Origin of the sequence: Streptomyces flaveolus (assembly GCF_000716535.1) — a bacterium.
Taxonomy (GTDB): domain Bacteria; phylum Actinomycetota; class Actinomycetes; order Streptomycetales; family Streptomycetaceae; genus Streptomyces; species Streptomyces flaveolus_A.
Window position 1 is genome coordinate 66,540 of sequence record NZ_JNWV01000032.1, and the last position, 24,826, is coordinate 91,365.

Genomic DNA, 24,826 nt, shown 5'->3' on the forward strand with positions numbered 1-24,826 from the left:
GCTCACCCGGCGGCGGGCGGCTGCGCCGCGACGCGCGGCGCCGTGTAGAGATGCTCGCCGACCTGTTTGACCAGGCGGGCCATCTCGTAGGCGACCAGCCCGATGTCGGCCGTGACCGCGGTGAGCAGGGCGAGGCAGGAACCGTCACCGGCCGCGGCCACGAAGAGGAACGCGTCGTCCATCTCGACCATGGTCTGGCGCACTCCGCCCGCTCCGAAGTGCCGTCCCGCGCCCTTGGCGAGGCTGTTGAAGCCGGAGGCCACGGCGGCGAGGTGCTCGGCGTCCTCCCGCGCGAGGTCGGTGGAGGCGCCGACCGCCAGGCCGTCGTTGGACAGTACGACGGCGTGCCGTACCTCGCGCACGCGTGTCACCAGGTCGTCGAGCAGCCAGTCCAGTTCGCCGGACCGCCGGCCGGTCCTCGATGTCGGGTCCTGGATCATGCCGGGTCTCCTTCGCTGCTGTGACTGCCCGTATCCGGTTCCGGTGCGGCGCCGCGGCCGGGCTGCCTGCCACCGCCGCGCGTCCAGCCGTCGCGGTACGCCGTCATGCGGTCCCGTACGAGTTCGGGGGTGCGCCGGTCGTCGCCGCGGCCGGCGGGCTGCTGGGCCGGCTCTTCGGGGCGCTGGTGGCGCAGTTGCGGGGCGAGGCTCGCCTGGCGCACACGGCGCGGGAGGTCGTCGGAGGGCTCGGAGTCGTCCGGCGAGCGGTGCAGTCTCAAGGCGGTGACGCCGGGGGGCGGCGGTTCATGGGGGGTGTCGTGGGAGCGGGCCGCCTCGCTGGTGCCGTCCGGGCCTGGTGCCGGCCGGATGCCGTGGGGGTCGTTCGCCCTCCCGGTGTTCTGGGGTCCGGGTGTCCGCGTGGCGCCGCGCGGTCCGGGTGCGGTGGCTGCCAGGGCGGGCCGGTCGGGCCACGCGGTGACGGCGGCCTCCTGGGGCGATGTCGTGCCGGGCACGCGCGCGTAGGCGCGTTCCTCGTCGGGTCGGGCCTGTTCACCCTGGCGGGTGGACGATTCCGTCGCGCCGCTGTGCAGCAGGGGCTTCGGCAGCAGGACCACCGCGGTGGTGCCTCCGTACGGGGAGGTCCTCAGGTGGACCTTGATGTCGTGCCGGGAGGCGAGCCTGCTGACCACGAAGAGGCCGAGACGGTCACTGTCGAAGAGGTCCAGCGCCTCCGACTGCTCGATGCGGCGGTTGGCCTCGGCCAGGGTCTCGGCGCCCATGCCGAGCCCCCGGTCCTCGATCTCCAGGGCGTAGCCGTTGCCGACGGGTTCGCCGGTGACCCGCACGCGCGTGTGCGGTGGTGAGAACTGGGCCGCGTTCTCGACGAGTTCGGCGAGCAGATGGGTGAGGTCGGCGACCGCCGCTCCGATGACGTGCGCCTCGGGGAACTGGCGTACCTCCACGCGCGCGTAGTCCTCGATCTCCGAGACGGCGGCGCGTACGACGTTGGTCAGGGACACCGGCATCCGCCAGGCCCGGCCGGGCGCGGCGCCGGACAGGATGATCAGGCTCTCGGCGTGACGGCGCATCCGGGTGGTGAGGTGGTCGAGGCGGAACAGGTCGCTGAGTTCGTCGGGATCGTCGGAGCGTCGTTCCATGCTGTCCAGGAGGCTGAGCTGGCGGTGGACCAGGACCTGGCTCCTGCGGGCCAGGTTGACGAAGACTCCGGAGATGCCGCTGGCGAGTTCGGCGCGCTCCACGGCGGCTCGCAGGGCGGCGCGGTGCACGGTGGTCAGGGCTTCCGCGACCTGACCGGTCTCGTCGTCGGCCGGCGGTCCGGAGGGTGCCTCGGCCCGGACGTCGATCTCCTCGCCCGCGCGCAGCTTCCGCATCGCTTCCGGGAGTTTGCGGCGGGCGATCTCCAGCGCGTCGTTGCGCAGGCTCACGAGTTCCACCACGAGGGCCCGTCCGATGCGGACGGAGATGACGAGGGAGGCGGCGACGGCGGCGAGTCCGAGGAGTACGGCTGCTCCGGCGGGGCTGAGCAGACCGCGGGCGACCGGGTCGGCGCGGCCGGCAACGGCACGGCCCGTGGCCGCCGCGATGGTCCGCATGCCGTCCTGTACGCGCGCGTGGGCGGCGCTCCAGGCCCCTTGCGGTGCCGTGTCGGCGACTTTGACGCCCGGTCCTGCCGCGAGCAGGTCGTCCTCGGCGGCGCCCAGGGCGGTGTAGGAACGGCCGCTGGTCAGCTCCCGCCAGGCGGCGCGCTGGGCGGCGGGCAGATCGGAGACGGCGGTCTCGGTGAGGGCACGGCGCGTGGCGACGGCGGCATTGAAAAGCCGCAGTCGCTCCCCTTGCAGGGTTCCGGCGGTCCGTGCGCTGCCCAGTAGGGCGTCCTCCTGGGCCAGTGCCTCGGCGGCACGGGAGAATTCGAGCAGCACGCGCGCGTCGGACGCGACGTCGGCCTGCTGGACGTCGGTGAGGGCACCGTCGACCGCGAAGGCGGCGCCGATGGTCTTCGTGTACTGCGTGTACGCGTCGTCCCAGCCTGTCTCGTGGCCCCGTACGGCTGTTCTCAGTGTGCGGAGGTGCTCGGCGCCGGTGACGAAGGCATCGAGGCGCCCGGAGACGCCGGCGGGTAGTTCCTGGCTGTCGGCGACCGTGCTGTCCCGGCCGAGCCGCAGCTTGTCCACGGCTCGGTCGGTGCGGGCCGCGAGGTCTTCGAGATCGCCGCCGTTGCCGGCGCGAGGGTCCGTGGCGTAGCGGACGGCCGCGGTGCGCTCGGCCTGCAACGCGGTGACGGCCGCGGCCACCGGGGCGCGCAGTTCGGCGTCGACGCGCTGCGACTGGCGCAGCCGGGCGACGTCCTGAGCGGTGCTGACGGTGGCGTACGCCCAGAGCGCGAGCAGGGAGACGACGGGCACCATCAGGAGGCTGACCACCTTGGCGCGCACGGTCCGGGGGCGCAGGTGCCGACGGCTCCCACGCGCGCGTGCGGTGTCGGGCGGCGAACCGAGCGTGCGGCGGCCTTCGTCGGCGGGCGGTCCGGCGTGTGCGCGGCGTCCGCGCGGACGGTTCGCCGGGGCGGCGGCATTCTCGGGTGTACGGGGTGGGCGCATGGCCTCCTCGCTCGGGACGTGGTCGGTGCGCTCGGGCCGGGGTCCCGCTAGCGGGCGACGCTTTCGACGGGCCGCTGGGCGGAGGCGGACGCCTCGCGCTCGTCGGCCGTGGGCGAGAGGGCGACGAAGGCCGAGGTGATGAACAGGTAGGACCCGAGGCCGACGGCGAGGGGGAAGATGAACTGCATCGCCGTGGCCCCGGGCAGGGCGTCGCCGGAGGGGTCCACGCGCACGCTCACCGCGAACATCCCGGTGTAGTGCATGCTGCTGACGGCCGCTCCCATGACGAGGGAGGCGGCGGTGACCGCGAGGGGAGACTTGATGTTGAGTCCGGCCCACAGGGCCGCGGTCGCCGCGACCACGGCGATCAGCACCGACAGTCCGACGAGGACCGGGTCGTACGTGACGTCGCCGTGCAGCCGCACGGCCGCCATGCCCAGGTAGTGCATGCTGGCGACGCCCAGCCCGGTGGTGAGGCCGCCGAGGAGGAGAGCACGGTTGCGATCGCGGCTGTAGCCGACGGCGAAGACGCCGGCGCAGACGACGACCATGGCGACGAGCAGGCTGAGGATGGTCAGCGGCACGTCGTAGCGGATGTCGCTGCCGCTGACGCGGAAGCCGAGCATGGCCACGAAGTGCATGGTCCAGATGCCCGTCCCGATCGAAGACGCGGCGGTGACGAGCCAGTTGCGGCGCGCGCGGCCGGTGGCGGCGAGCGCGCGGACGGTGCAGCGCAGTCCGAGTGCGGCGCCTATGCAGGCCATCACGTACGACAGCGCGGGGGTCAGCCAGCCGAAGGCGGCGTGGTCCAGGTGTCCCATGGCCCCGGGACGCTAGCGGGGGCACGGGCGCACAAAGGGGGCGCATTTCGAAAGGTGCCGGAATATGACGCACAGTTGTGCCGGAACGATCGCGTCCCGCTCGAACATGCGCACAAGGGCATCCCTCGTGACGGTGAGGAATCATGCGGAACATGAACGACGACCACACACATGTCCAGGATTTCTTCACCGCCCGCGCCGCCGACTGGGACAGCCGGTTCCCGGACGACGGCCCGGCCTACGCGGCGGCCGTGGCCGACCTCGGGCTCCGGGAGGGGGACCGCGTGCTGGACGCGGGCTGCGGCACGGGGCGGGCCCTGCCGCCCCTGCGGGCCGCCGTGGGCCCCTCCGGGGTGGTGCTGGGCGCGGATCTGACGCCGGCGATGCTCCAGGCCGCCATACGGGCGGGCAGGCACCGCGACGGGCGGCTGATGCTCGCCGACGTCGCCGCGCTTCCGCTGCGCTCGGGTTGCCTGGACGCCGTGTTCGCCGCCGGCCTGATCGCCCACCTGCCGCGTCCGGTGGACAATCTGCGGGAACTGGCCCGTGGGGTAAGACCGGGCGGCACGCTCGCGCTCTTCCATCCCATCGGCCGGGCGGCGCTGGCGGCACGTCAGGGGCGCCGGATCACCCCCGACGACCTGCGGGCCGAGACCAACCTCCGCCCGCTCCTCGCACGTTCGGGCTGGCGGATGACGTCGTACACCGACGAGGACGCCCGCTTCCTGGCGCTCGCGGTGCGGGAGGACTGAGGCCCGGGCGGGTCAGCCCTCCGGCCCGCTCGGGTACGCGAGGGCTGAGGGCCGGGCGGGTCAGCCCGTTCCGGCGACGGCCGCCACGAAGGCGTCGGGGTTGTCGAACATGACGTTGTGCCCGGCGCCGGGCACCGTCACCACGCGCACCCCGGCGGCTTGCAGGCTCTCCCGGCCCACGAGTTCGCCGCTGTGCTCGCCCTGGAGGAAGACGCGATCGACCGGCAGTCCCTCCAGGACCGTCCGCATCACCGGGTCCGAACCCTTGCGCAGGCCGACGGCACTGCGGTGCAACGCGCGCGGGTCGGCCAGCCGCATGGTCGCCGCCCACAGCGGCCCGACCGCCTCCAGCACGCGCGCGTGCCCCCCTGCGACGAACTCGTCCTCCCCGTAGGCGGCGATTCCGCTGCTGCCTGCGGTCGGCGGCGGACAGGCGTCCAGGTTGGCCTCCGTCAGCACCAGCCGGGAGACCAGGTCGGGCCGCCGGTGGGCGAGGACGATGGCCACGGCGCCGCCCATGCTGTGCCCGATCAGTTCGGCACCGGCGACCCGGGCCGCGTCCAGCGCGACGGCCACCGCGTCGGCGTGGTCCTCCAGCGTGTACCCGAAGTCCTGGGGGCGGTCGCTGGTGCCGTGTCCGGGCAGGTCCACGAACAGGCTGCGACGGCCCGCGAGTTCGGGACGCGCCGTGATGTGCGCGTGGTACGCGGCGGACATCGCTCCGAGTCCGTGCAGATACACCCGGGCGGGCTCCGCCCCGGGCACCTCGGTCCACCGGATCCGGCTTCCCCTGCTGTCGAACGTGGCCTGGCGCACTGTGCCCCTCCCTGTTTTCCGCGACACTGGGACAATACCTCGAGGACGATGTATTCCGTCAAGGTGGTATTGGCTCGGCGAGGTATCTCTGCGGGAGAATGCGGTCATGCTCGAACTCGCCATCCTCGGATTCCTGTACGGCACCCCTCTGCACGGTTACGTCCTGCGCCGCCACATCGCGGCGCTCACCGGCCATGTGCGGCCCGTCGCCGAGAGCACGCTGTACCCGGCGATCAAGCGCCTGGAGAAGGCCGGTCTGCTGGTGCGGGCCACCGAGCCAGGCGCCGTGGCCGCGCCGCGCCATGTGCTGACGCTGACCGAGGAAGGCGGGCGCGAGCTCAAGCGCCGACTGGCCGAGCCCGCCCAGCGTGAGATCACCGACGAGAACAACTGGTTCACGCTGCTCGCGTTCCTGCGGCACCTGGAGGACCCCGCCGCGCAGGCAGCCGTGCTGCGGCGCCGACTGGCCTTCCTGGAGGAGCCGGCGAGCTTCTTCTACGAAGGCGACCGGCCGCTGCGCGCCGAGGAACTGGACGACCCGTTCCGGCGCGGCGTTCTCACCATCGCTCGCGCCACGAGTCGGGCCGAACTGGCCTGGCTGCGTGACACCCTGGCGTCACTCGACGGGGCCGGCCGCTGAGCTGTCCCGGTGCCGTACCGGGCAACCGCGCAGACCGGGGACCGGACGCGTGCCCAGGTCGGCGACGCGACAGCCGTTCGGGCAGCCCTTGACCTCCCAGTCCTGGCGCGCGAAGTGGGGGCCGCGGCGCGGCGGCAGCAGACGGAAGAACCGGCCGCGCGTCCGCACGGCGCGGCGCACCAGCGCGGAGGTGGGCGCGCCGCGTCGCGGGGAGCGGAACGCGCGCGGCAGGGTCTCGTCGAGCAGCGCGAGCGTGGCCGTCCGCAGCAGCGGTGCCAGGGCGCGCGGACACCGGGACGCCATCAGACCGAGGGTGGCGTCGGAGACCCGGTGGGCCTGGGCCTCCTCGTGCCAGCCGAAGCGGGCCTCTTCGTAGGAGTCGGGAAGGTTTCGAACTCCTCGTAGGTCCGGGGGATGTCCGGGATGCCCATGTGCCGGCCGAGAGTCCGGTAGTACTCGGTGGTGGCGACGATCTCGTGCCGGGACAGACGGCGCCGGCGGTGGGCTTCGATCCAGCGCTGGGGCATGACCACGAACGTGCTGAGCACGTACCGGGTGCCGACGTTGCTGATGTCGTAGCTGCGGTGCATCTGGTTGATGCGGCGGATCGCGGTTCGTCCCCCCAACGCCGCGAAGTCGTGCTCCGCGTCGGTGTCGAGGAGCAGCACGCTGTCGTCGCACCGCTTCTGGGGGCGCTCGGTCAGCTCCGCCGTCCGCGCGGGCAGCCGCCCGATGCCGGGCACCGCGCAGGTGCGGTACGGAGCCAGTTCGAGAGCGCCGTGCAGTCCCAGGGGAACTCGTACCTGACGCTGATCCGGCATCCGGTAGCTCTCCAGCGCGTGCGCCACCGGGCCCAGCCGGCGGATCTCCGCGAGCCGCTCCTACCGCTTCACAGCGTCATCCCCCTTCTGCCACCGAACGTCCAACTCTACGTTGTGGAGCAGCAGATGGGCGATCGCACTGCCCCCGTTCCAGGGAAAGGTGGTCCGCGTGTTCGACAGGATCCGCAGGTACGCCGGCCGGCTCGGCACGTCCACGCAGGGGCGACCGGAGGGTACCCGGGAGAGGCGCACACACAATTTGTTCGAAGCGGCGGCCGTCTATGTCGCGGCCCGCGCGGAGGACGACCAGGACCGGATCGAGGAAGCGGCGGCGTGGGTGTCCCCGGAGGCGCTGTCGTTCGGGGTGAGCGAGCTGGCCTGCCGGGCGGTCGTCGCGCTGGCCCGGGAGCGCGACGAATCGCCCGCCGCGGTGGCCCGCGACCTTTTGGGGCTGCCCGCGGCCTGAACGGAATTCCCTGCTCCGCATGTGGCCGTTTCGCCCCCGTCCAGGCGGAAACCTGCAGCTCCGCGTGGTGCGCGAAGTCGTGACAAGCGGCTTCCGCTCGCACTAGGGTGCGCGCCGATGGACGAACCACTGGGGAGGCAGGGATGGCAGGGACGGACGATGAGCCCGTCGCCGCCGCGGACGATGCGCTGTACGTGCTGACGGCGGTGCTGCTGACGCCGGCACAGTTTCCGAGCGTGCTGGGCGACGACTACCCGGAGGCGTGTGCGGCGCTGGACCTGGCGCCGCGCGCCGACGGGTACGGCCTGGTCCTGGGCCAGGACGGGGGCGGCGCTCGCTGGACGGTGGTCATCGACGACGTCTCGCTGGTCGCCGTGGCGATCGCGTCCTGGGACTGCGGCATGGAGTACGAGCTGTCGCCGGACGAGCACGCGGTCGTGACGGCCCTGCCGGGCTGGCCCCTGGCCGTCGCCGTCGCGGCACCCGGCGTGCCCGCTCCCCACGATCCGCCCGCCGAAGAGGCGGGACGGTCGGCGCTGAGCCCGCCGGACACCGGTTCCTGGGGGCCCGCTCAGCGCCGGCTGGGTGCCGACGAGATAGCGCTGCAGTGGGCCGCCTGGCGGGAGCAGATCGACGACGCCGACTTCCCCGTGCCCGGTGAGCGGGCGCGTGCCGTGGAGTCCGCACAGGAGGGCGAGGGCGCCAGGGCCGGCGGCCACGCCGGTGTCCGCCGGGTGCTCGCCGAAGCGCGCGCCTACGTCGACTCCCCGCCGCCGCTCGGCCGCGTCCGCTCGTCGTTCGCTCCCGGCGAGGCCCGTACGCTGCGCGCCGACGGTCCCGGCTGGTCGATCGTGGCCCGCACCGACGACATCGCGTTCGTCCTGCTCGACGAGGAGCCGGGCGAGGTACTGCCGGTGGGCCGGGGGCCGGAGCTGCCCGGTCTGCTGGAGGCGCTCGACAAGATGGCCGTGCGGCCCCTGTGAGGCTCGCCCGGCGGGTCGCGGAGATCGCCGACGTTCTCGCCGTCGAGCCGGGGCGACCGGACGGGACCTCCCGGTCGGTCCCCCGGCAGCCGCGCCGCACCTGGGCGACGCGGCTCCCGACGGCTCGGCCGGCCCGTCCGGGCGGCTCGGCGAGTGACGCCTTGCCGTGCGCCGGTGCCTCAGCGGCCGAGCTCCTTGCGGGCGACCCTGCGCAGCCTGCGCCGCTGAGAGGGGTCCAGCGCGAGGTACGCGGCCGCCGGAACGCCCACGACGATCAGGAACGCCACCCACCAGGGCAGCCATATGAGCAGGATCAGCCCGACCGCCACGCCCCCTGCGGCGATCTTCGCGTTCATGGACATGAGCGTCGCCTCCTTCGCGGCCACTGCCGCTCTCTGATCTGAGAACGGCCCCCCGCTCCCCGCGGTTCCACGCCCCGCCCCTGAGACATCCCTGAGCCGCGCCCCCTAGTGGTTCCCGACGCGGACCAAACGGCACGCGGGCTTGGCTGCAAGTTGACTTGGCGGCAAGTGGCCCTCTTCGGCACCGGGCCCAGCGAACCATCGGGCCCAGCGAACGTGGACCCCATGGCCCGGCACCCGTGCGCAGAGCCCGATCAAGCCCCGGCTGCAACCGCCTCACCCCGTCCCACCCGCCACCAACAGACACGCCGCCACATACCCGCCGGATCACGCCCGCCGGATCACGCCCGCCGGATCACGCCCGTCGGATCAACGCCTCATGGCACTCGACGTCCCAGCCGCCTGATGCGGCGCGCTTCCCCGCGGAGGGTGCGAGTCCCCGCCGCGACCGTCACGTGACGCTCCGCGGACAGGCAGAACACCGCGAAGACCTTCTGATGCGTGAGCTCGAGGGTCTCCTCGTAGTGCCAGTCGGCGACGACCCGTGATCGTCCGGCACAGCGGTGGCGGACATTCTTCCGGCCCCGCGCGCTTGCCGCCCGTACACGCGACGAACGCGACCCTTCGAACAGATCGTGGAGTGATCCACCTCACGGCCTCGACAGGACGGGAACGCCGTGGACGTCCTGTACCCTCGGCGACTCCGGTCGAGTAGTCAAATTTGAGGAGTTCGGCAGAGCTGTGCAGACCATCCCCACGGCATCACCCTCCGACCTGAACGAACTGACCCAGTGCTGCGTCGTGTTCCTGCCGTCCGATCCCCCGCGCACGGGCCACATCGGCTTCTGGCGACCGGACGGTGGAGTTCCGCCCGCACACGCGGAGGGCTCGCCGGCAGATCTGGACCTCATACTGCCCTCGGCCGACGGCGGCGTCGAACGAGTCCCACTGCCCGTCCTCCTGCTTCCCGTCCGCACCGCCCTTCCGGTGCTCGCACGCGCGCGTGCACTGCCACGGGCGGCCGCGTTCTGGCGTACCGCGTACGAAATGGCCCTCGGCTTCCTGGCCCGCGGTCTGCTCCTGCCGGGCCTGTCCGCCGGCGATCACGACGCCTGGCGCGTGGGACCACTGTCCGCGCGCGATGCGGAACTGGTCCGCGAACTCGCCGCCGCCATGCCCCCGGAGGCGCACGCCGTGCCGCTCACGGCGGACGGGCCGCCGCTGTTGCCCGAGCCGGAGCGGCTGCTGCGCGCCTTCCTCGACGCGATCGCCGACGTGCTGCCGCGCTCCCCCGCCGCCCCGATGGTGACCGGCGGCCCCGCGTACACGGCACTGGAGCCACAGCGTCTGCCCGCGCTGCGGGCGTGGGCAGACGACATCGCCGTCGGCCATGACGCGGGGGTGCGGCTGTCGCTGCGTGTGGAGGCGTCCGGTCTCGACGACGCCGTCTCACAGGCCGACGCTCCGGTCCGCTTCCGTGCGGTCCTCCAGGTGCACGGTCAGAGCGGACCGGCGGACGTCATGGATGCCGCCGGACTTTGGGCCGGTGCGGACACCGGGCGCGCGGCGTTCGCTCCACGCGCGCGTGCGGACGCGTTGCTGGCGCTTCGCCGGGCGGCCCAGGCCTGGCCGCCGCTGACACCGCTGCTCTCAGCCGCCGTGCCGGACGCCGTGGACCTCGCCGACGACGAGATCGCCGAACTGCTGGGCGAGGGTGCGCGGGCGCTGGCCGCCGTGGGCGTCGACGTGCACTGGCCCAAGCACCTGGCACGTGGCCTCACCTCGCACGCGGCCATCGGCCCGCCGGACGACGGCACCGCATCGTCCGGAACCGCCACCGTTCCGTCGTTGCTCTCCGCGGACGAGAGGGTCACGTTGAGCTGGTGGTTCGACCTGGGCGGCCGGGAGTTGTCCCGGGAGGAGCTGGACCGGCTGGCGGAGGCCAAGCGTCCGCTGGTGCGGCTGCGCGACGGCTGGGTCCTGGTCGATCCCCGGGAGGCGGAGCGGGCCCGGACCGAGCGGGACCGTTCCGTCGCTCCCGTCGAGGCGCTGGCCGCCGCTCTGACGGGCTCGGCGGAAGTCGACGGCCGGCGGGTCGACGTACGGCCCACGGGGTGGCTGGAGGGACTGCGGGAGCGGCTGACGGCTCAGGATCCGGCCCTCACCGTCGGACGGCCGCCGGGCCTGGCCGCGACCCTGCGGGACTACCAGCTCCGCGGCCTCGACTGGCTGGCCCGCACGACATCGCTCGGACTGGGCTGCTGCCTGGCCGACGACATGGGGCTCGGCAAGACGATCACACTGATCGCGCTGCACCTGCACCGGCAGACGGATCCCGCGGCGGCGGGCCCCGCCCTCGTGGTCTGCCCGGCCTCGCTGCTGGGCAACTGGCAGCGCGAGATCGAGCGGTTCGCCCCCGGGGTGTCGGTGCGCCGGTTCCACGGACCCGGGCGCGATCTGACGTCTTTGGCGGACGGCGAGTTCGTCCTGACCACGTACGGCACGCTGCGCCTGGACGCCGCGCGGCTCGCCGCGGTCCCGTGGGGGATGGTCGTGGCCGATGAGGCGCAGCATGTGAAGAACCCTTACTCCGCGACCGCGCGGGCGCTGCGCACGATCGGCGCACGCGCGCGCGTGGCGCTCACCGGCACTCCGGTGGAGAACAACCTCACGGAACTGTGGGCGATCCTCGACTGGACGACACCCGGCCTGCTCGGCAGCCTCGGCAGCTTCCGCGCGCGATACGCACAGCCCGTCGAGGGCGGCCGGGACCCCGCCGCCGCACAGCGGCTCGCCCGGCTCGTCGGACCGTTCCTGCTGCGTCGGCGCAAATCCGACCCCGGCATCGCCCCGGAGCTTCCACCGAAGACCGAGACGGATCACCCGGTGGCACTCACGGCTGAACAGGCGGGGCTGTACGAGGCGCTGGTGCGCGAGACCCTGGACCGCATCGCGTCCGTCGACGACATGACCCGCCGGGGCATGATCATGCGGCTGCTGACCGGCCTGAAGCAGATCTGCAATCATCCGGCACAGTTCCTCAAGGAGGACGATCCGCGGCTCGCGGGACGCTCGGGGAAGCTGGAACTGCTGGACGAACTGCTCGGCACCATCCTGGCGGCGGACTCGGGCGTGCTCGTCTTCACGCAGTACGTGCGCATGGCCCGGCTGCTCGAACGGCACCTGGCGGCCCGCGGGGTGCCCTCGCTGCTGCTGCACGGCGGGACGCCGGTCACCGCGCGTGAGGAGCTGGTACGGCGCTTCCAGGCGGGCGAGGCCCCGGTGTTCCTGCTGTCCCTCAAGGCCGCCGGGACGGGGCTGAACCTCACCCGTGCCGACCATGTCGTGCACTACGACCGCTGGTGGAATCCGGCGGTGGAGGCACAGGCCACCGACCGCGCGTACCGCATCGGGCAGACCCGGCCGGTGCAGGTGCACCGGCTGGTCGCGGAGGGAACCCTGGAGGACCGCATCGCGGAGATGCTGGGCCGCAAACGGGAGCTGGCCGACGCCGTGCTCGGTTCCGGTGAGGCGGCGCTGACGGAACTGTCGGACGAGGAACTGGCCGCACTGGTGGAACTGCGCGGGGAGGCGCGATGAGCCGCTACGACGACGAGCACGGCCGTGACGCGGGGCGCACGTTCGCCGCGCTGCCGCCCGCGCGCGGGCGTGCCTTCGCCGAGAGCTGGTGGGGTCGCGCCTGGCTGCGGGCCCTGGAGGACGCGGCCCTGGAAGCCCTGGCGGTCAAGGCCGGGCGCCGGCTCGCGCGCGCGGGCGGTGTGGGTGCGGTGACCGTACGGCCGGGCCGGGTCACCGCCGTCGTACGTGATCCCGGAGGTGCGGCCCACCGGGCCGACGTCCTGCTGCCGCAGCTGTCCGACGAGGAGTGGGCACGGTTCGAGGATCTCGCCGTGGAGCAGGCCGGCCACATGGCCGCACTGCTCGACCGGGAGCTGCCGCCGCATCTGATCGAGGACGCGGCCGCCGTGGGGATCGAACTCCTTCCGGGCATGGGCGATCTGGAACCCGAGTGCGACTGCGGTGCCTGGGACCACTGTGGGCACACCGCCGCCCTGTGTCACCAGGTGGCGCGGCTGCTGGACGAGGATCCGTTTCTGCTCCTGCTGATGCGCGGGCGGGACAAGGACGACTTCCTGGCGCAGTTGCACGTCCGCAGCACCGCGGAGCCGCCCGGGACGACGCCCCCGGCCCCGGGGGTGGACGCGGCCGAGGCATGGGCGGCTGCCGAGATCCTGCCACCGCTGCCCGAGTTGCCCGGGCTCCCGCCGGCACCCGGTGCGCCACCGTCGTTCGCCACCGGGTCACCGGCCGCACCAGGGGTGGATCCGGCGGCGCTGGAACACCTGGCGGGCCGCACCGCCGTGGAGGCGTACCGGCTGCTGGCGACGGCGCTGCGTGGTGAGACACGGGTCGACGCGGACCTGACGGCCGCTCAGGACGCCGTACGCCTGGCGTGTGGGCCGGCACCGGCCGCCGTCGCGGAGCGGCTCGCCACGGGGTCGGGGCGTGGACGCGACGGGCTCATGACAGCCGTTCGCGCCTGGCGGACCGGTGGCACGGTGGCGCTGACGGTGCTCGACGAGGACCGGGAGGTGGAGGGTGTGGCGCTCGCACGCGCGCGTGCGGCGCTGGAAACGGCCTGGGATGCGGACGAGCGGCCGGCGTTCCGGAGGAGCGGCAACCGGTGGACCGTCCAGGAGGAAGGCGTTCAGCTGCGGCTCGGGCGTGAGGGCCACTGGTGGCCGTACCGCGACGAAGGAGGACGCTGGGTTCCGGCGGGTGGGGCCGATCCCGATCCCGCGACGGCACTGGCCTCCGCGCGGCTGGATGCGGAATCCGGTGGTCCGGAGGAGTTCTGACGGGCGGTCATCGCGAGATCGGCGCGATCCGATGACCGCCGGACTCCGGCTGTTCACCTCCCGGTCGTGCGGCGTTCCTCCGGGGGCCCAATGGTGTCGGCAGCCCATGACCTTGCTCCAGGAGGCCCGATGTCCCCGCATGCCGCCGGCCGGCGCCGCGTCCACCGTTCCCTCGCCACGGGTCTGCCCCTGGCCCTGGCCGCCGTCCTCGTCGCGGCGGGGACGGCCACCGCGACGCCGTCCGGGGACGCCCGCGTCGTCCGGACGGCGACCCTCGGTGAGATCCCGCTCGGCGCGTTCAGCAACGCGCTGCTGCCCGGCAGCGTGGCCGACGACCACGGGATCAAGCTCGGCGGCATCGGCAGCGACATCTACCCGGCCGGCCGCGAGGGCGAGTTCTGGACCGTGACCGACCGCGGTCCCAACGGTCAGATCAAGGTGGACGGCAAGAAGCGCCGCACCTTCCCGGTCCCGGGATTCGATCCCGCGATCGTGAAGATCCGGGTCTCGGGGAGCACGGTCGAGGTCATCGACGCGATACCGCTGACCACCTCCTCCGGGAGGGCCGTCACCGGACTGCCCGACCAGAAGGGCCGGGACGAGGCGCCGTACACCTACGACGCGCGGACACCCCTCTCGTACGACCCGAACGGCCTCGACACCGAGGGCATCGTACGAGCGGGGGACGGCAGTTTCTGGCTCGTGGACGAGTACGGGCCGTCGCTCGTGCACGTGTCCGCGCGCGGGAAGGTCCTCGCGCGCTATGTGCCCAAGGGGCTCGGTCTGACCGGCGCGGACTACCCGGTGGTGGAGGCGCTGCCGTCGGTCCTGCTGCACCGCAAGATCAACCGGGGGTTCGAGGGGCTGGCGCAGCTTCCGGGCGGGGATCTTGTGATGGCCCTGCAGAGCCCGCTGTCGCTGCCGGACGCGGACGCCGGGGACGCCTCGCGCACCACCCGTCTGCTGCGCTTCTCGCCCCGTGAGAAGGCCGTCACGGCCGAATACGCCTACCGCTTCGACCCGGTGGACGAGGTGGACCCGAGCGAGGACGACACCTCCGAGCTGAAGATCTCCTCGGTCGTTGCGGTCGTCGGTGACCGGCTGCTGGTCGAGGAGCGCACGGACAAGGCCGCCCGGCTCCAGCTGGTCAGCCTCGCGCGCACGTCCGACATCCTCGGCGGCCCCTGGGACGACGACACCACGGCTCCGTCACTGGAGCAGCTCGACGACCCGGCGGCACAGGGCGTGCCGGTGCTGGCCAAGCGCCTGGTGGTCGACCTGGGCAAGGTGTCAGGGGTGCCCGGGAAGATCGAGGGCATCGCGCGCGTGGATCACGACACGCTCGCGCTCATCAACGACAACGACTTCGGCATGACCGACGGGACCGGCGCGTTCGACGCCCAGGGCCGCCTGGTCGACAGCGGGATCAGGACGATCGTGACGTACGTCCGGCTGCCCGAGGGCCGCTGACGCCGGCCTCGCGGCCGGGGGCCGGGATGAGCGCTGTGCTCACCCCGGCCCTCCTGCGTTCAGCCCCGCGCTCCCAGCAGGTGGTCCATCGCGAGCTGGTCGAGGCGTTCGAACGCCATGCCGCGCGCGGCGGCCGCCTCGACGTCGAAGTCCTCGAAGGACGCGCGGTCGGCGAGCAGTGCCTGCAGGCCGTCGGCCGCGGTCGGCTGGGCCAGCTGGTCCAGGCGCGAGGCGCGCAGCGCCTCCTGCACCTCCGGGTCGGCGCGGAAGGCGGCCGCGCGCTCCTTCAGGATGAGGTAGTTGCGCATGCAGCCCGCCGCCGAAGCCCACACGCCGTCGAGGTCCTCGGTCCGCGGCGGCTTGAAGTCGAAGTGGCGGGGGCCTTCGTAACCGGCGCTCTCCAGGAGGTCGACCAGCCAGAAGGCGGACCGCAGGTCGCCGGCGCCGAACCGCAGGTCCTGGTCGTACTTGATGCCGGACTGGCCGTTGAGGTCGATGTGGAAGAGCTTCCCGGCCCACAGGGCCTGCGCGATGCCGTGCGGGAAGTTCAGACCGGCCATCTGCTCGTGGCCGACCTCCGGGTTGACGCCGTAGAGCTCGGGCCGCTCCAGGCGCTCGATGAAGGCCAGCGCGTGCCCGACGGTGGGCAGCAGGATGTCGCCGCGGGGCTCGTTCGGCTTGGGCTCGATGGCGAAGCGGAGGTCGTAGCCCTGCGAGGTGACGTACTCGCCGAGCAGGTCGAAGGCCTCCTTCATGCGGTCCAGGGCGGAACGCACGTCCTTGGCGGCGCCGGACTCGGCGCCCTCGCGGCCGCCCCAGGCGACGTACGTCTTCGCACCCAGCTCGACCGCCAGGTCGATGTTCCGGATCGTCTTGCGGAGGGCGTAGCGGCGTACGTCGCGGTCGTTGGCGGTGAACGCGCCGTCCTTGAAGACGGGGTGCGTGAAGAGGTTCGTGGTGGCCATCGGGACGGTCATGCCGGTGGCGTCCAGGGCCTGACGGAAGCGCTTGATGTGCGACTCGCGCTCGGTGTCCGACGAACCGAAGGGGATCAGGTCGTCGTCGTGGAAGGTCACTCCGTGGGCACCGAGTTCCGCCAGGCGCTGCACCGTCTCGACCGGGTCGAGGGCGCGGCGGGTGGCGTCGCCGAACGGGTCCCTTCCCTGCCAGCCGACGGTCCAGAGTCCGAACGTGAACCTGTCCTCGGGGGTGGGCTGGTAGCTCATGCCGCGGCTCCTTGCTGCGTTGCGACTATTTCGTCATGGCGGTTTACAAATTAGTATGCCGACGCACCTCTGGGAAGAGACAAGATGTCTTTTGACAGCAAGGTGTCTTCGAACACAGCCCAGCGCACATCCCGCGGAGCCGCGGAAGAGGAGAGCCCGATGTCAGCAGCCGAGGGTCCGCTCGTCGTCGGGGTGGACACGTCCACCCAGTCCACGAAGGCACTGGTCGTCGACGCGGCCACCGGTCAGGTGGTGGCGAGCGGCCAGGCACCGCACACGGTGTCGTCCGGCGCCGGCCGGGAGAGCGATCCGCGTCAGTGGTGGGACGCGCTGTGCGAGGCGCTGCGCCAGTGCGGTGACGCGGCGCACGAGGCGGCGGCGGTGTCGATCGGCGGCCAGCAGCACGGCCTGGTCACCCTGGACGAGCACGGCGAGCCGGTGCGTCCGGCGCTGCTGTGGAACGACGTCCGCTCGGCGCCGCAGGCCCGCCGTCTGGTGGAGGAGCTGGGCGGCCCGAAGGGCTGGGCGGAGCGCGCCGGCAGCGTGCCCGGGGCGTCCTTCACGGTCACCAAGTGGGCGTGGCTCGCCGAGCACGAGCCGGAGGCCGTCCGCGCGACCCGGGCGGTGCGGCTCCCCCACGACTACCTCACCGAGCGCCTGACCGGGCAGGGCACGACCGACCGCGGCGACGCCTCCGGCACCGGCTGGTGGGCGTCCGGGACGGAGTCGTACGACGCGGAGACCCTCGCGCACGTCGGCCTGGACCCGGCGCTGCTGCCCCGTGTGGTGCGGCCCGGTGAGGTGGCCGGCACCGTGCGTGACAGCCATGATCTGCCGTTCTCGAAGGGCACGCTGGTGGCGCCGGGCACCGGCGACAACGCGGCGGCGGCCCTGGGCCTCGGCCTGCGGCCCGGCACGCCGGTGCTGAGCCTCGGCACGTCCGGCACGGTCTACGCCGTCTCCCGGCACCGCCCCGCCGATCCGACCGGCACGGTGGCGGGATTCGCCGACGCGCGCGGGGACTGGCTCCCCCTGGCCTGCACCCTGAACTGCACCCTCGCGGTGGACCGCGTCGCGGCCCTGCTGGGCCTGGACCGCGAGGCGGTGGAATCCGGCGGCTCCGTGACCCTGCTGCCGTACCTGGACGGCGAGCGCACCCCGAACCTGCCGCGCGCCTCCGGCGTGCTGCACGGTCTGCGGCACGACACCACCGCGGGCCAGCTCCTGCAGGCCGCGTACGACGGCGCGGTGCACGCGCTGCTCGGGGCTCTCGACCTGGTCCTGGACGAGGACGCGGACCGCGACACCCCGCTGCTCCTGATCGGCGGCGGTGCCCGCGGGACGGCCTGGCAGCAGACCGTGCGCCGGCTCTCGGGACGGCCCGTCCAGGTCCCGGAGGCCAGGGAACTGGTCGCCCTGGGTGCGGCGGCCCAGGCGGCCGGGCTGCTGACCGGCGAGGATCCCGCGGCGGTCGCTCGCCGCTGGAACACGGCGGCGGGCCCGGTCCTGGAGCCCGTGGAGCGGGACCGGACGACGCTGGACCGGATCACCGGGGTACTCTCCGACGCGGCCCCGCTGCTGGAGCGGGGGACGGACACCGAGTGACCGAGCCGCCCGCGACCAGCCGGACGGCAGACACCGAGGATTGACGGAGGCATGACCGCACCGCTGCACGAGGCGCGCCCCCCGGGCGCCGGGCGCGCCCTGCCGGACACCCAGCAGGGCATGCGCCGGCGCAACCTCGCCCGGGTGCTGCACGCCGTGAGCGCCGAGGGCTCGCTGTCCCGGGCGGCGGTCGCCTCCCGGATCGGCCTGACGCGCGCGGCGGTGTCGACCCTGGTGGACGAGTTGATCCGCTGGGGGCTGCTGGAGGAACTGGGCCCCGAGCGGCCGGGGCGGGTGGGCCGGCCCGGGTCGGCGCTCGCGGTGAGCGGCCGGGGGCCCGCCGGGATCGGGGCCGAGATCGGCGTCGACCACCTCGCGGTGTGCGCGGTCGACCTGCGCGGCGAGGTCCGCGCGCGGGCGGTCCGGCGCGGTGCCAACCGGGGCCGGGCGCCGGAACCGGTGATCGAGGAACTGACGGCGCTGATCCACCAGGTCGTCGCGGAGGCGGAACGCGCGGAACTCTGGCCCGCCGGGCTCGCGGTCGCCGTGCCCGGCCTGGTCGCCAGGGACGGACGGACGGTCGTACGGGCCCCGAACCTCGACTGGCACGACATCGACCTCGGTCCCCTGCTGCCCGCCCACCGGCCGCTGACCGTGGGCAACGAGGCCAACTTCGGTGCTCTGGCCGAGCTGTGGCTCGGTGCCGGGACGCCGGGCGACTTCCTGCACGTGTCGGCCGAGATCGGCATCGGCGCGGCGGTCGTCGTGGACGGCCGGCTGCTGCGCGGCACCCGGGGGTTCGCGGGCGAGCTGGGCCACGTGCCCGTACGGCCGGACGGTCCCCCCTGCCCGTGCGGCAGCCGGGGATGCCTGGAGCAGTACGCGGGCGAGGAAGCGGTCCTGCGCGCGGCCGGGCTGGAGCCGCGGGACGACCGGGTGGGCCTGCTGGCCGAGCGGGCCGAGGCGGGCGACGAGAGGGTACGGGCCGCGCTGCGGGACGCCGGTACGGCCCTCGGCATCGCCCTGACCGGGGCGGTGAACCTGCTCGACCCCGAGACGGTGGTCCTGGGCGGCGCGCTGGCGGAGCTGTCCCCCTGGCTGCTGCCGGCGCTGGACACGGAGCTGACGGGGCGTACGGCCGGCCCGGCCTGCCCGGTGACCGTCTCCCCACTGGGCCCGCAGGGCCCCCTGCTGGGCGCCGCGCACTCGGTCGTCCGAGCGGTACTGGACGATCCGGCGGTGGTCGCGGAACGATCCTGACGCGGCTCGGCGCGTGCCGGGACCACGACTGCGGGAGGTCGGGTGACGGAGTGGGTGCCACGCGAGAAATGGATCAAGTCTCAGCCGCGGGCACTGCTCGCCTCCTGTGTGCTGATGCTGGACGAGCGGGGGCGCGTCCTGCTGCTGCGCTACGGTCCGGGACGGCCCGACGCCGGGCACTGGTGGCTGCCCGGCGGGATGCTGGACCACGGTGAGGATCCCCGGTCGGCGGCGCGCAGGGAGATGCGCGAGGAGACCGGCGTCGACATCGGCCCCGGGCCCGCGCTGCTCGGCGTCGACCACCGGGCGGACGTGCTCGGGACCGGACCGGTTCTCGACTGCTACTTCCACGGCGGCACGCTGGCCGTCGACACACCGGTGCGGCTGAGCGCGGAGCACGATCGGCACGGGATGTTCTCGCTCGACGAACTGCAGGAGCTGCCGCTCGCCATACGGCGGTCCACGCTGACGGCGCTGCTCGGGGCGGTGCGCGGCGGGGGTGTGGTGTACCTGCGGGAGGGTGTGGCGCTGTGAGGCGGGCACCGGTACGCCCTCCCGTCGGGCGCCGGTACGGAATCCACCTCCGCGAGCGACCGTGACGATCCCGGCGCCGAGCCTCCGGCACTGGCCAGGCGCCCGGTCTCCGGGGTCGGCTATGACGTGTCAGGTGCCCCCGCTCACAGCCAGACATCACCCGATCGAGTGAGCAAGTTATCCACAAGCCGCGACTCGTCCACGGAACCGTGGCACGCCCTTCTGCCCAACCCGCCCGAGCCGTACCGTGATTCACGCGAGGCACTGCCGACGGATCGTCACCAACGGCCGCTGGCAAGCGACATGAGGAACGCGCAGGCGGCGGTGGCAACGGACTGACACGTATCGGGGGACGCATGCACGGGGAGACGAAGGGGACGCTGCGGCGCGACGCCATCGGATTGCGCGAGGTCCTGTTCCAGAGCATCACGGCGATGGCACCGGCCGCCGCGGTGGCGGCGTCGATTCCGTCGGGCGCCGCTTTCGCGGGCGGCAGCCTGCCGCTCGCGGTGCTCGTGGCCCTGGTGGCCTGTCTGTTCACCGCCTCCTGCGTGGCCGAGCTGGCGCGGGAGCTGCCCGCGGCGGGCTCGGTGGCGACGTACGCGGCAAGGGGCCTGCACCCGGCCGTCGGCTTCCTCGTCGGGTGGGCCTACGTCTTCGTGGAGATGCTGGTGCCACCCCTGTTGCTCCTCCAGCTGGGCTTCACGGCGGCGGGCACGTTGCACGCGGAGTGGTCGGCGTATCCGGCGGACCTGTGGTGGCCGTGGGCGCTGGCGGGTGCCGGGGTGATCGCCGTCTCCGGCTATCTCGGCGTCCGCGCCTCAGCCCGCTTCGGCACCGTCCTCGGCGTCTTCGAGATCCTCGTTCTCCTGGTGTTCGCCGTGCTGCTCATCGGCAGAGCGGGCAGCGCCAACACCCTGTCGGTGTTCGGTACGTCCCACACCGCCGACGGGTACGAGGGAGCCGCCGGGGTGTTCGCCGGGTCCGTGTACACGGTTCTGGCCTTCGCCGGGTTCGAGGCGGCGGCGCCACTCGCCGAGGAGACCCGCGACCCACGGCGGACCATGCACCGCGCGGTCCTGGGAGCGGCCCTGGGCATCGGCCTGTTCTACGTCCTCACGACGTACGCGATGACCGTGTACTTCGGCCCCGACCGCTTCGCGGGGTTCGGCGCCTCGGGCGAGGCGTCCTGGGAGGGCGTCGCCCGGGCCTCGTTCGGTCTGTTCTGGGTGCTCGTGTTCCTCGCGGTGGTCAACTCCACGATCGCCAACGCCAACGCGAGCGCGAACGTCTCGACCCGCACGGCCTTCGCCCTGGCCCGCGTCCGCGTCCTGCCCGGTCTGCTCGCCACGCTCCATCCCCGACACCGCTCCCCCGTGGCCGGGATCGCCCTCCAGACCGTCGTGGCGGTCGGAGCGGTGCTGGGGCTCGGCTTCGCCTACGACCCGGTGACCGCGTTCCTGATGCTCGCGACGGTGATCGTCACGGTCGTCGTCGGCGTCTACATCGTGGTGAACCTCTCCTGCGCCGGTCATTTCCTGCGCTCCCGCCGCGCTGCCTTCAAACCGGTACGGCACCTGCTGTTCCCGGTACTGGGCATCGTCGCGTTCGTCCCCGCCCTGCTGACAGCCGCCGGCCTGCCGGTGTTCGACTTCGTGACGGAACTGACGGCACCGGTGTCCTACGCCGGTCCGGTCGTCGGCGTGTGGATGGCGGTGGGTGTGGTCGTGCTGCTCGTGCTCATACGACGGCACCCCGAGCGCATAGCCGAAACCGCGCGGGTGCACCTCGACGCGCACGACCCCGGCGCCGGCCGTCTGGACGGATCCGTTCCGAGCTGACCGGCCCTCATGTGGCGCGACAGCCACGCCCACAGCATCCCCGCTCCGGGGATAGCCTCCAGAAGGGAGTCACGCCACGATGACCGACCCCCGGATCCTCACCGTGCGCCCCGAACCCGACCAGTACGCCTGGACGTTCGGCGGCGCGGCACCCCTGGCGCGGATCGCGCCCGGTACGGTTCTCGACCTCTACACGGAGGACTGCTTCGCCGGCCGGGTCCGCTCCGAGAAGGACCTGGTGTCCGAGGTGTGCGAGTTCCCCTACCTCAATCCGCAGACCGGCCCCTTCCACATCGAGGGCGCCGAGCCCGGAGACACCGTGGCCGTGCACTTCGTGTCGATCGAACCGGCCCGCGACTGGGCGGCGTCCACGACGGTGCCCCTCTTCGGCGCGCTGACCTCCACGCACACGACGGCCACCCTGCAGCCACCGCTGCCGGAGCGGGTGTGGATCTGGCAGCTCGACCGGGCCCGGAGGACGGCCCTGTTCCAGGCGCGGGACAGCGACCTCCAAGTGGAGCTGCCCATGGATCCGATGCACGGCACGGTGGGCGTGGCACCCGCCAACCTGGAGGTGCGCTCCGCCCTGGTGCCGGACGCCCACGGCGGCAATATGGACACGCCCGAGATGCGGGCCGGCGTCACCTGCTACCTGGGCGTCAACGTCGAGGGCGCCCTGCTCAGCCTCGGCGACGGGCACGCCCGGCAGGGCGAGGGCGAGACCTGTGGCGTGGCCGTTGAGTGCGCGATGAACACGGTGGTGGTCGTCGACCTCCTCAAGGACGTCGCCACGCCGTGGCCCCGGCTGGAGTCGGACACGCACATCATCTCGACCGGCTCGGCCCGGCCGCTGGAGGACGCGTTCCGGATATCCCAGCTCGACCTGGTGCAGTGGCTGGTGCGCGACTACGGGTTCAGTGAGCTGGACGCATACCAATTCGCAACCCAGGCGGTCGAATCACCGTTGGCCAACGTGTGCGACACGAACTACACATGCGTGGCCAAGCTCCGCAAGGAGTGGGTGCCCGCGCGGGAGACGTACCGCGGCGTGCACGCGCGGCTGCGGGAGACCGCACGGGCCCTGCGCCACTGACGTCGCCGTCGTGCCCCCGACCCCAGAAAGCCTGCCGAACGGCATTCCCCAAGGCATCCCGAAAGGCATCCCGCCATGGACATGGACCGAGCCAGACCCCGGCTCAGCCGGCGCCGGCTGCTCAAGGGCGCGGCACTCGCCGCCGTCCCCTACGCCCTGCTTCCCGACCCGCGGGCCGGCGCGCTGAGCGCGGCCGTCGACTATCCGACCGCCGAGTGGCAGGCGGCCAGCAGTTCCAACTACACGGCGTCCGACCGCCCCGACGACTACGCCATCGACCGAGTGATCATCCACGTCACGCAGGAGACGTACACCGACACGTTGGCGATCTTCAGCAACCCGCAGAAGAAGGTCTCCGCGCACTATGTGGTCCGCTCGGCGGACGGGCACGTCGCCCAGTGCGTACACGAGGCCGACATCGCCTGGCACGCCGGCAACTGGAGCTACAACACACGCAGCATCGGCATCGAGCACGAGGGCTGGATCGACCGGCCCGCCTACTTCACCGACGCCCTCTACGAGGAGTCGGCGAAGCTCACGGCGGCGATCTGCGCCAAGTACGGCATCCCCCGGGACAGGGAGCACATCATCGGCCACTACCAGGTGCCCGGCACCGACCACACCGACCCGGGGCCGAACTGGGACTGGGTGCGGTACATCAGAATGGTCAACTTCGCCTAGCCGGAGGCGAAGCCGCCGTCGCACCGGTTGTCCGCGCGAACACCCGGGGTGACGATGGTGCCAGCCGTCGTGGCGGCCTCTGTGCCACCGCCGAGACCGCCGCATCACCGCCCGGAGCCGCCGTACGCCGTATCACCATCCCGTGCCGCACCACATCGCCACCGTTCCACTGTCCGGGGAGGCCGAGTTGACCGATCCGTGGGTTGCCCTGGAGCCGGGGGCCGACCCCGCCGAGCGCGTCCGGTTGCTGCGCCGGGCGCACGAGACGTTCACCACCGTGGGCACGGTGCCGCGCCCGGTGCGATCGGTGGTGGCGGAGTCGTGGCGGCGCAGCGCGCGGGCCGGTGTCGGGCCGGACGGCGCCGCCAGCGTGGAGCTGACCGACGGCGATCTCGGCACCTACCGCGCGGAGCATCCGCTGGCCCGGGTGATGCCCCTGTTCCGGGAGTTGATGGGCACCTTCGCGGCCGACGGCGAGCATCTGCTGGCGGTGTGCGACGCGCACGGCAGGCTGCTGTGGGTGGAAGGGCACGCGGCGACCCGGCGCCGCGCGGACCGGATGAACTTCGTGCCCGGGGCCCGCTGGTCGGAGAGCGCGGTCGGCACCAACGCACCGGGCACCGCGGTCGCCGTGGACCGGCCCGTGCAGGTGTTCGCCGCCGAGCACTTCATACGGCAGGTGCAGCCGTGGACCTGCGCCGCCGCTCCGGTGCACGATCCACGCACCGGACGGGTCCTGGGGGCCGTGGACATCACCGGCGGGGACGGCCTCGCCCATCCGCACAGCCTCGGCTTCGTGCAGGCGGTGGCGCGGGCCGCGGAGGCACAGCTCGCGCTGCTCGCTCCGCCCCGCCTCGCCGAGGAGGGGCCGCTGCTGAGCGCGCTCGGCCGGGACGAGGCCGAACTCGCCCTGGACGGGCGGCGGACCAGGCTCAGCCGTCGGCACAGCGAGATCCTCGTGCTGCTGTCCCGGCACCCCGAGGGCCTGAGCGGCGACGAGCTGCTGTGCGCGCTGTACGCGGACGAGTCGGTGACCCCGGTGACGCTGCGGGCCGAGCTGGCGCGGCTGCGCAGGCTGCTGGGTCCGGGGCTGCTCGCCTCGCGGCCGTACCGGCTGACGGCCGCGGTCGAGTCGGACGCCACCGTGGTCGAACGGCGGCTGGAGACGGGTGCGCTGACCGCGGCGGTGGAGGCGTACACCGGCCCGCTGCTGCCCGGTTCCCAGGCCCCGGCGATCGTCCGGCTGCGGGAGCGGCTCGCCGGCGGGCTGCGCACGGCGCTGATCGCGCACGGCGACCCGGACCTGCTCGCGGACTGGGCGCACGCCCCGTGGGGCGAGGACGACCTGGAGGTGTGGCGGGCGCTCGCCGCCGTACGTCCGACGGCACCGGTCCGGGCCCGGCTCACCGCGCTGGAGGCCGAACTGGTGGCGCCGGCCGGCCGGGCAGGGACGCGGACCCGCGGCGCAACGTACTTGCAACGTCCGCCTGTCTAGCCTCGCGCCGAGAGCTGTCCAA

At 73.2% G+C, this 24,826-nt stretch carries 20 protein-coding genes and 1 pseudogene; 14 read left to right on the forward strand and 7 right to left on the reverse strand.

All coding sequences use genetic code 11. The annotated features are described in order from the left end of the window. Positions 1-2: 2 nt before the first annotated feature. Genes OO52_RS31765 through OO52_RS31775 form a run of 3 tightly spaced genes read right to left on the reverse strand, consistent with a single transcriptional unit; the run spans position 3 to position 3,879 of the window. A complete protein-coding gene (locus OO52_RS31765; protein WP_030651213.1) occupies positions 3-440 on the reverse strand; it encodes a roadblock/LC7 domain-containing protein in 438 nt (145 codons plus the stop codon). After that, complete coding sequence (locus tag OO52_RS31770) at positions 437-3,058, reverse strand: sensor histidine kinase (protein WP_199819988.1); 2,622 nt, start codon at positions 3,056-3,058, stop codon at positions 437-439. Before OO52_RS31770 ends, OO52_RS31765 begins: the two co-directional genes overlap by 4 nt. Before the next feature lie 47 nt (positions 3,059-3,105). Continuing rightward, on the reverse strand, positions 3,106-3,879 hold the full coding sequence (locus tag OO52_RS31775) for an MHYT domain-containing protein (RefSeq protein WP_030651217.1): 774 nt from the start codon (positions 3,877-3,879) through the stop codon (positions 3,106-3,108). Between the two features lie 152 nt (positions 3,880-4,031). Between OO52_RS31775 and OO52_RS31780 the strand changes: the two genes are divergently transcribed. Then, positions 4,032-4,631, forward strand: a complete 600-nt coding sequence (locus tag OO52_RS31780) for a class I SAM-dependent methyltransferase (RefSeq protein WP_037630067.1) — start codon at positions 4,032-4,034, stop codon at positions 4,629-4,631. A 60-nt stretch (positions 4,632-4,691) separates the two neighbouring features. Here the strand turns inward: OO52_RS31780 and OO52_RS31785 are convergent, their stop codons facing one another. Beyond that, positions 4,692-5,447, reverse strand: coding sequence for an alpha/beta fold hydrolase (locus OO52_RS31785; protein WP_030651220.1), 756 nt, complete (start codon positions 5,445-5,447; stop codon positions 4,692-4,694). A gap of 106 nt (positions 5,448-5,553) precedes the next feature. On the opposite strand from OO52_RS31785, the gene OO52_RS31790 reads away from it, so the two are divergent. Further along, entirely contained in the window at positions 5,554-6,087 is a 534-nt protein-coding gene (locus OO52_RS31790; protein ID WP_030651222.1) for a PadR family transcriptional regulator, read from the forward strand. Here OO52_RS31790 and OO52_RS54720 read toward each other — a convergent pair. After that, positions 6,064-6,953, reverse strand: a pseudogene (locus OO52_RS54720) (oxygenase MpaB family protein). The gene OO52_RS31790 and the pseudogene OO52_RS54720 sit on opposite strands and share 24 nt — an antisense overlap. 124 nt (positions 6,954-7,077) lie before the next feature. Here OO52_RS54720 and OO52_RS31800 point away from each other — a divergent pair. After that, positions 7,078-7,374, forward strand: coding sequence for a hypothetical protein (locus OO52_RS31800; RefSeq protein ID WP_030651224.1), 297 nt, complete (start codon positions 7,078-7,080; stop codon positions 7,372-7,374). A gap of 143 nt (positions 7,375-7,517) precedes the next feature. Next, a complete protein-coding gene (locus tag OO52_RS31805) occupies positions 7,518-8,357 on the forward strand; it encodes a hypothetical protein (protein ID WP_030651226.1) in 840 nt (279 codons plus the stop codon). Positions 8,358-8,536: 179 nt separating this feature from the next. On the opposite strand, the gene OO52_RS31810 is transcribed toward OO52_RS31805, so the two are convergent. Further along, positions 8,537-8,719 carry a hypothetical protein gene (locus OO52_RS31810; protein WP_014671229.1) on the reverse strand — a complete coding sequence of 61 codons (183 nt, stop codon included), beginning with the start codon at positions 8,717-8,719 and terminating at the stop codon, positions 8,537-8,539. A 741-nt stretch (positions 8,720-9,460) separates the two neighbouring features. Here OO52_RS31810 and OO52_RS31815 point away from each other — a divergent pair. The 3 genes from OO52_RS31815 to OO52_RS31825 all read left to right on the forward strand — a co-directional run bounded on the left by OO52_RS31815 (position 9,461) and on the right by OO52_RS31825 (position 15,069). Further along, positions 9,461-12,319 carry a DEAD/DEAH box helicase gene (locus tag OO52_RS31815; RefSeq protein ID WP_030651227.1) on the forward strand — a complete coding sequence of 953 codons (2,859 nt, stop codon included), beginning with the start codon at positions 9,461-9,463 and terminating at the stop codon, positions 12,317-12,319. Then, positions 12,316-13,599: an SWF or SNF family helicase gene (locus tag OO52_RS31820; RefSeq protein WP_030651228.1), complete on the forward strand. Its 1,284-nt coding sequence runs from the start codon at positions 12,316-12,318 to the stop codon at positions 13,597-13,599. Before OO52_RS31815 ends, OO52_RS31820 begins: the two co-directional genes overlap by 4 nt. A gap of 129 nt (positions 13,600-13,728) precedes the next feature. Then, the gene (locus tag OO52_RS31825; RefSeq protein ID WP_030651230.1) at positions 13,729-15,069 is read left to right on the forward strand and encodes an esterase-like activity of phytase family protein; all 1,341 of its coding nucleotides are present in this window, start codon (positions 13,729-13,731) and stop codon (positions 15,067-15,069) included. Positions 15,070-15,128: 59 nt separating this feature from the next. On the opposite strand, the gene xylA is transcribed toward OO52_RS31825, so the two are convergent. Further along, positions 15,129-16,295, reverse strand: coding sequence for a xylose isomerase (gene xylA / locus OO52_RS31830; protein WP_030651232.1), 1,167 nt, complete (start codon positions 16,293-16,295; stop codon positions 15,129-15,131). 159 nt (positions 16,296-16,454) lie between these two features. Here xylA and xylB point away from each other — a divergent pair, with 159 nt between their 5' ends. The 7 genes from xylB to OO52_RS31865 all read left to right on the forward strand — a co-directional run bounded on the left by xylB (position 16,455) and on the right by OO52_RS31865 (position 24,804). Further along, positions 16,455-17,900 carry a xylulokinase gene (gene xylB / locus OO52_RS31835; protein WP_030651235.1) on the forward strand — a complete coding sequence of 482 codons (1,446 nt, stop codon included), beginning with the start codon at positions 16,455-16,457 and terminating at the stop codon, positions 17,898-17,900. A 51-nt stretch (positions 17,901-17,951) separates the two neighbouring features. After that, the gene (locus OO52_RS31840) at positions 17,952-19,160 is read left to right on the forward strand and encodes an ROK family transcriptional regulator (RefSeq protein WP_030651238.1); all 1,209 of its coding nucleotides are present in this window, start codon (positions 17,952-17,954) and stop codon (positions 19,158-19,160) included. A 42-nt stretch (positions 19,161-19,202) separates the two neighbouring features. Beyond that, positions 19,203-19,694, forward strand: a complete 492-nt coding sequence (locus OO52_RS31845) for an NUDIX hydrolase (protein WP_037630058.1) — start codon at positions 19,203-19,205, stop codon at positions 19,692-19,694. Between the two features lie 356 nt (positions 19,695-20,050). Further along, on the forward strand, positions 20,051-21,535 hold the full coding sequence (locus OO52_RS31850) for an APC family permease (protein WP_030651243.1): 1,485 nt from the start codon (positions 20,051-20,053) through the stop codon (positions 21,533-21,535). A gap of 79 nt (positions 21,536-21,614) precedes the next feature. Next, positions 21,615-22,628 (forward strand): acetamidase/formamidase family protein, encoded by a 1,014-nt coding sequence (locus tag OO52_RS31855; RefSeq protein WP_030651246.1) that lies wholly within the window; start codon positions 21,615-21,617, stop codon positions 22,626-22,628. Between the two features lie 81 nt (positions 22,629-22,709). Continuing rightward, positions 22,710-23,309, forward strand: coding sequence for an N-acetylmuramoyl-L-alanine amidase (locus OO52_RS31860; RefSeq protein WP_030651248.1), 600 nt, complete (start codon positions 22,710-22,712; stop codon positions 23,307-23,309). A 187-nt stretch (positions 23,310-23,496) separates the two neighbouring features. Beyond that, positions 23,497-24,804 (forward strand): GAF domain-containing protein, encoded by a 1,308-nt coding sequence (locus OO52_RS31865; protein WP_030651250.1) that lies wholly within the window; start codon positions 23,497-23,499, stop codon positions 24,802-24,804. Positions 24,805-24,826 lie beyond the last annotated feature (22 nt).

What these genes read in the sequence shown, in the direction of transcription:
- OO52_RS31855 (WP_030651246.1), top strand. Translation starts at nt 21,615, where the DNA reads ATGACCGACCCCCGGATCCTCACCGTGCGCCCCGAACCCGACCAGTAC.
- OO52_RS31850 (WP_030651243.1), top strand. Translation starts at nt 20,051, where the DNA reads ATGCACGGGGAGACGAAGGGGACGCTGCGGCGCGACGCCATCGGATTG.
- OO52_RS31825 (WP_030651230.1), top strand. Translation starts at nt 13,729, where the DNA reads ATGTCCCCGCATGCCGCCGGCCGGCGCCGCGTCCACCGTTCCCTCGCC.
- OO52_RS31780 (WP_037630067.1), top strand. Translation starts at nt 4,032, where the DNA reads ATGAACGACGACCACACACATGTCCAGGATTTCTTCACCGCCCGCGCC.
- xylB (WP_030651235.1), top strand. Translation starts at nt 16,455, where the DNA reads ATGTCAGCAGCCGAGGGTCCGCTCGTCGTCGGGGTGGACACGTCCACC.
- OO52_RS31805 (WP_030651226.1), top strand. Translation starts at nt 7,518, where the DNA reads ATGGCAGGGACGGACGATGAGCCCGTCGCCGCCGCGGACGATGCGCTG.
- OO52_RS31860 (WP_030651248.1), top strand. Translation starts at nt 22,710, where the DNA reads ATGGACCGAGCCAGACCCCGGCTCAGCCGGCGCCGGCTGCTCAAGGGC.
- OO52_RS31840 (WP_030651238.1), top strand. Translation starts at nt 17,952, where the DNA reads ATGACCGCACCGCTGCACGAGGCGCGCCCCCCGGGCGCCGGGCGCGCC.
- xylA (WP_030651232.1), bottom strand. Translation starts at nt 16,295, where the DNA reads ATGAGCTACCAGCCCACCCCCGAGGACAGGTTCACGTTCGGACTCTGG.
- OO52_RS31765 (WP_030651213.1), bottom strand. Translation starts at nt 440, where the DNA reads ATGATCCAGGACCCGACATCGAGGACCGGCCGGCGGTCCGGCGAACTG.
- OO52_RS31820 (WP_030651228.1), top strand. Translation starts at nt 12,316, where the DNA reads ATGAGCCGCTACGACGACGAGCACGGCCGTGACGCGGGGCGCACGTTC.
- OO52_RS31810 (WP_014671229.1), bottom strand. Translation starts at nt 8,719, where the DNA reads ATGTCCATGAACGCGAAGATCGCCGCAGGGGGCGTGGCGGTCGGGCTG.
- OO52_RS31790 (WP_030651222.1), top strand. Translation starts at nt 5,554, where the DNA reads ATGCTCGAACTCGCCATCCTCGGATTCCTGTACGGCACCCCTCTGCAC.
- OO52_RS31770 (WP_199819988.1), bottom strand. Translation starts at nt 3,058, where the DNA reads ATGCGCCCACCCCGTACACCCGAGAATGCCGCCGCCCCGGCGAACCGT.
- OO52_RS31775 (WP_030651217.1), bottom strand. Translation starts at nt 3,879, where the DNA reads ATGGGACACCTGGACCACGCCGCCTTCGGCTGGCTGACCCCCGCGCTG.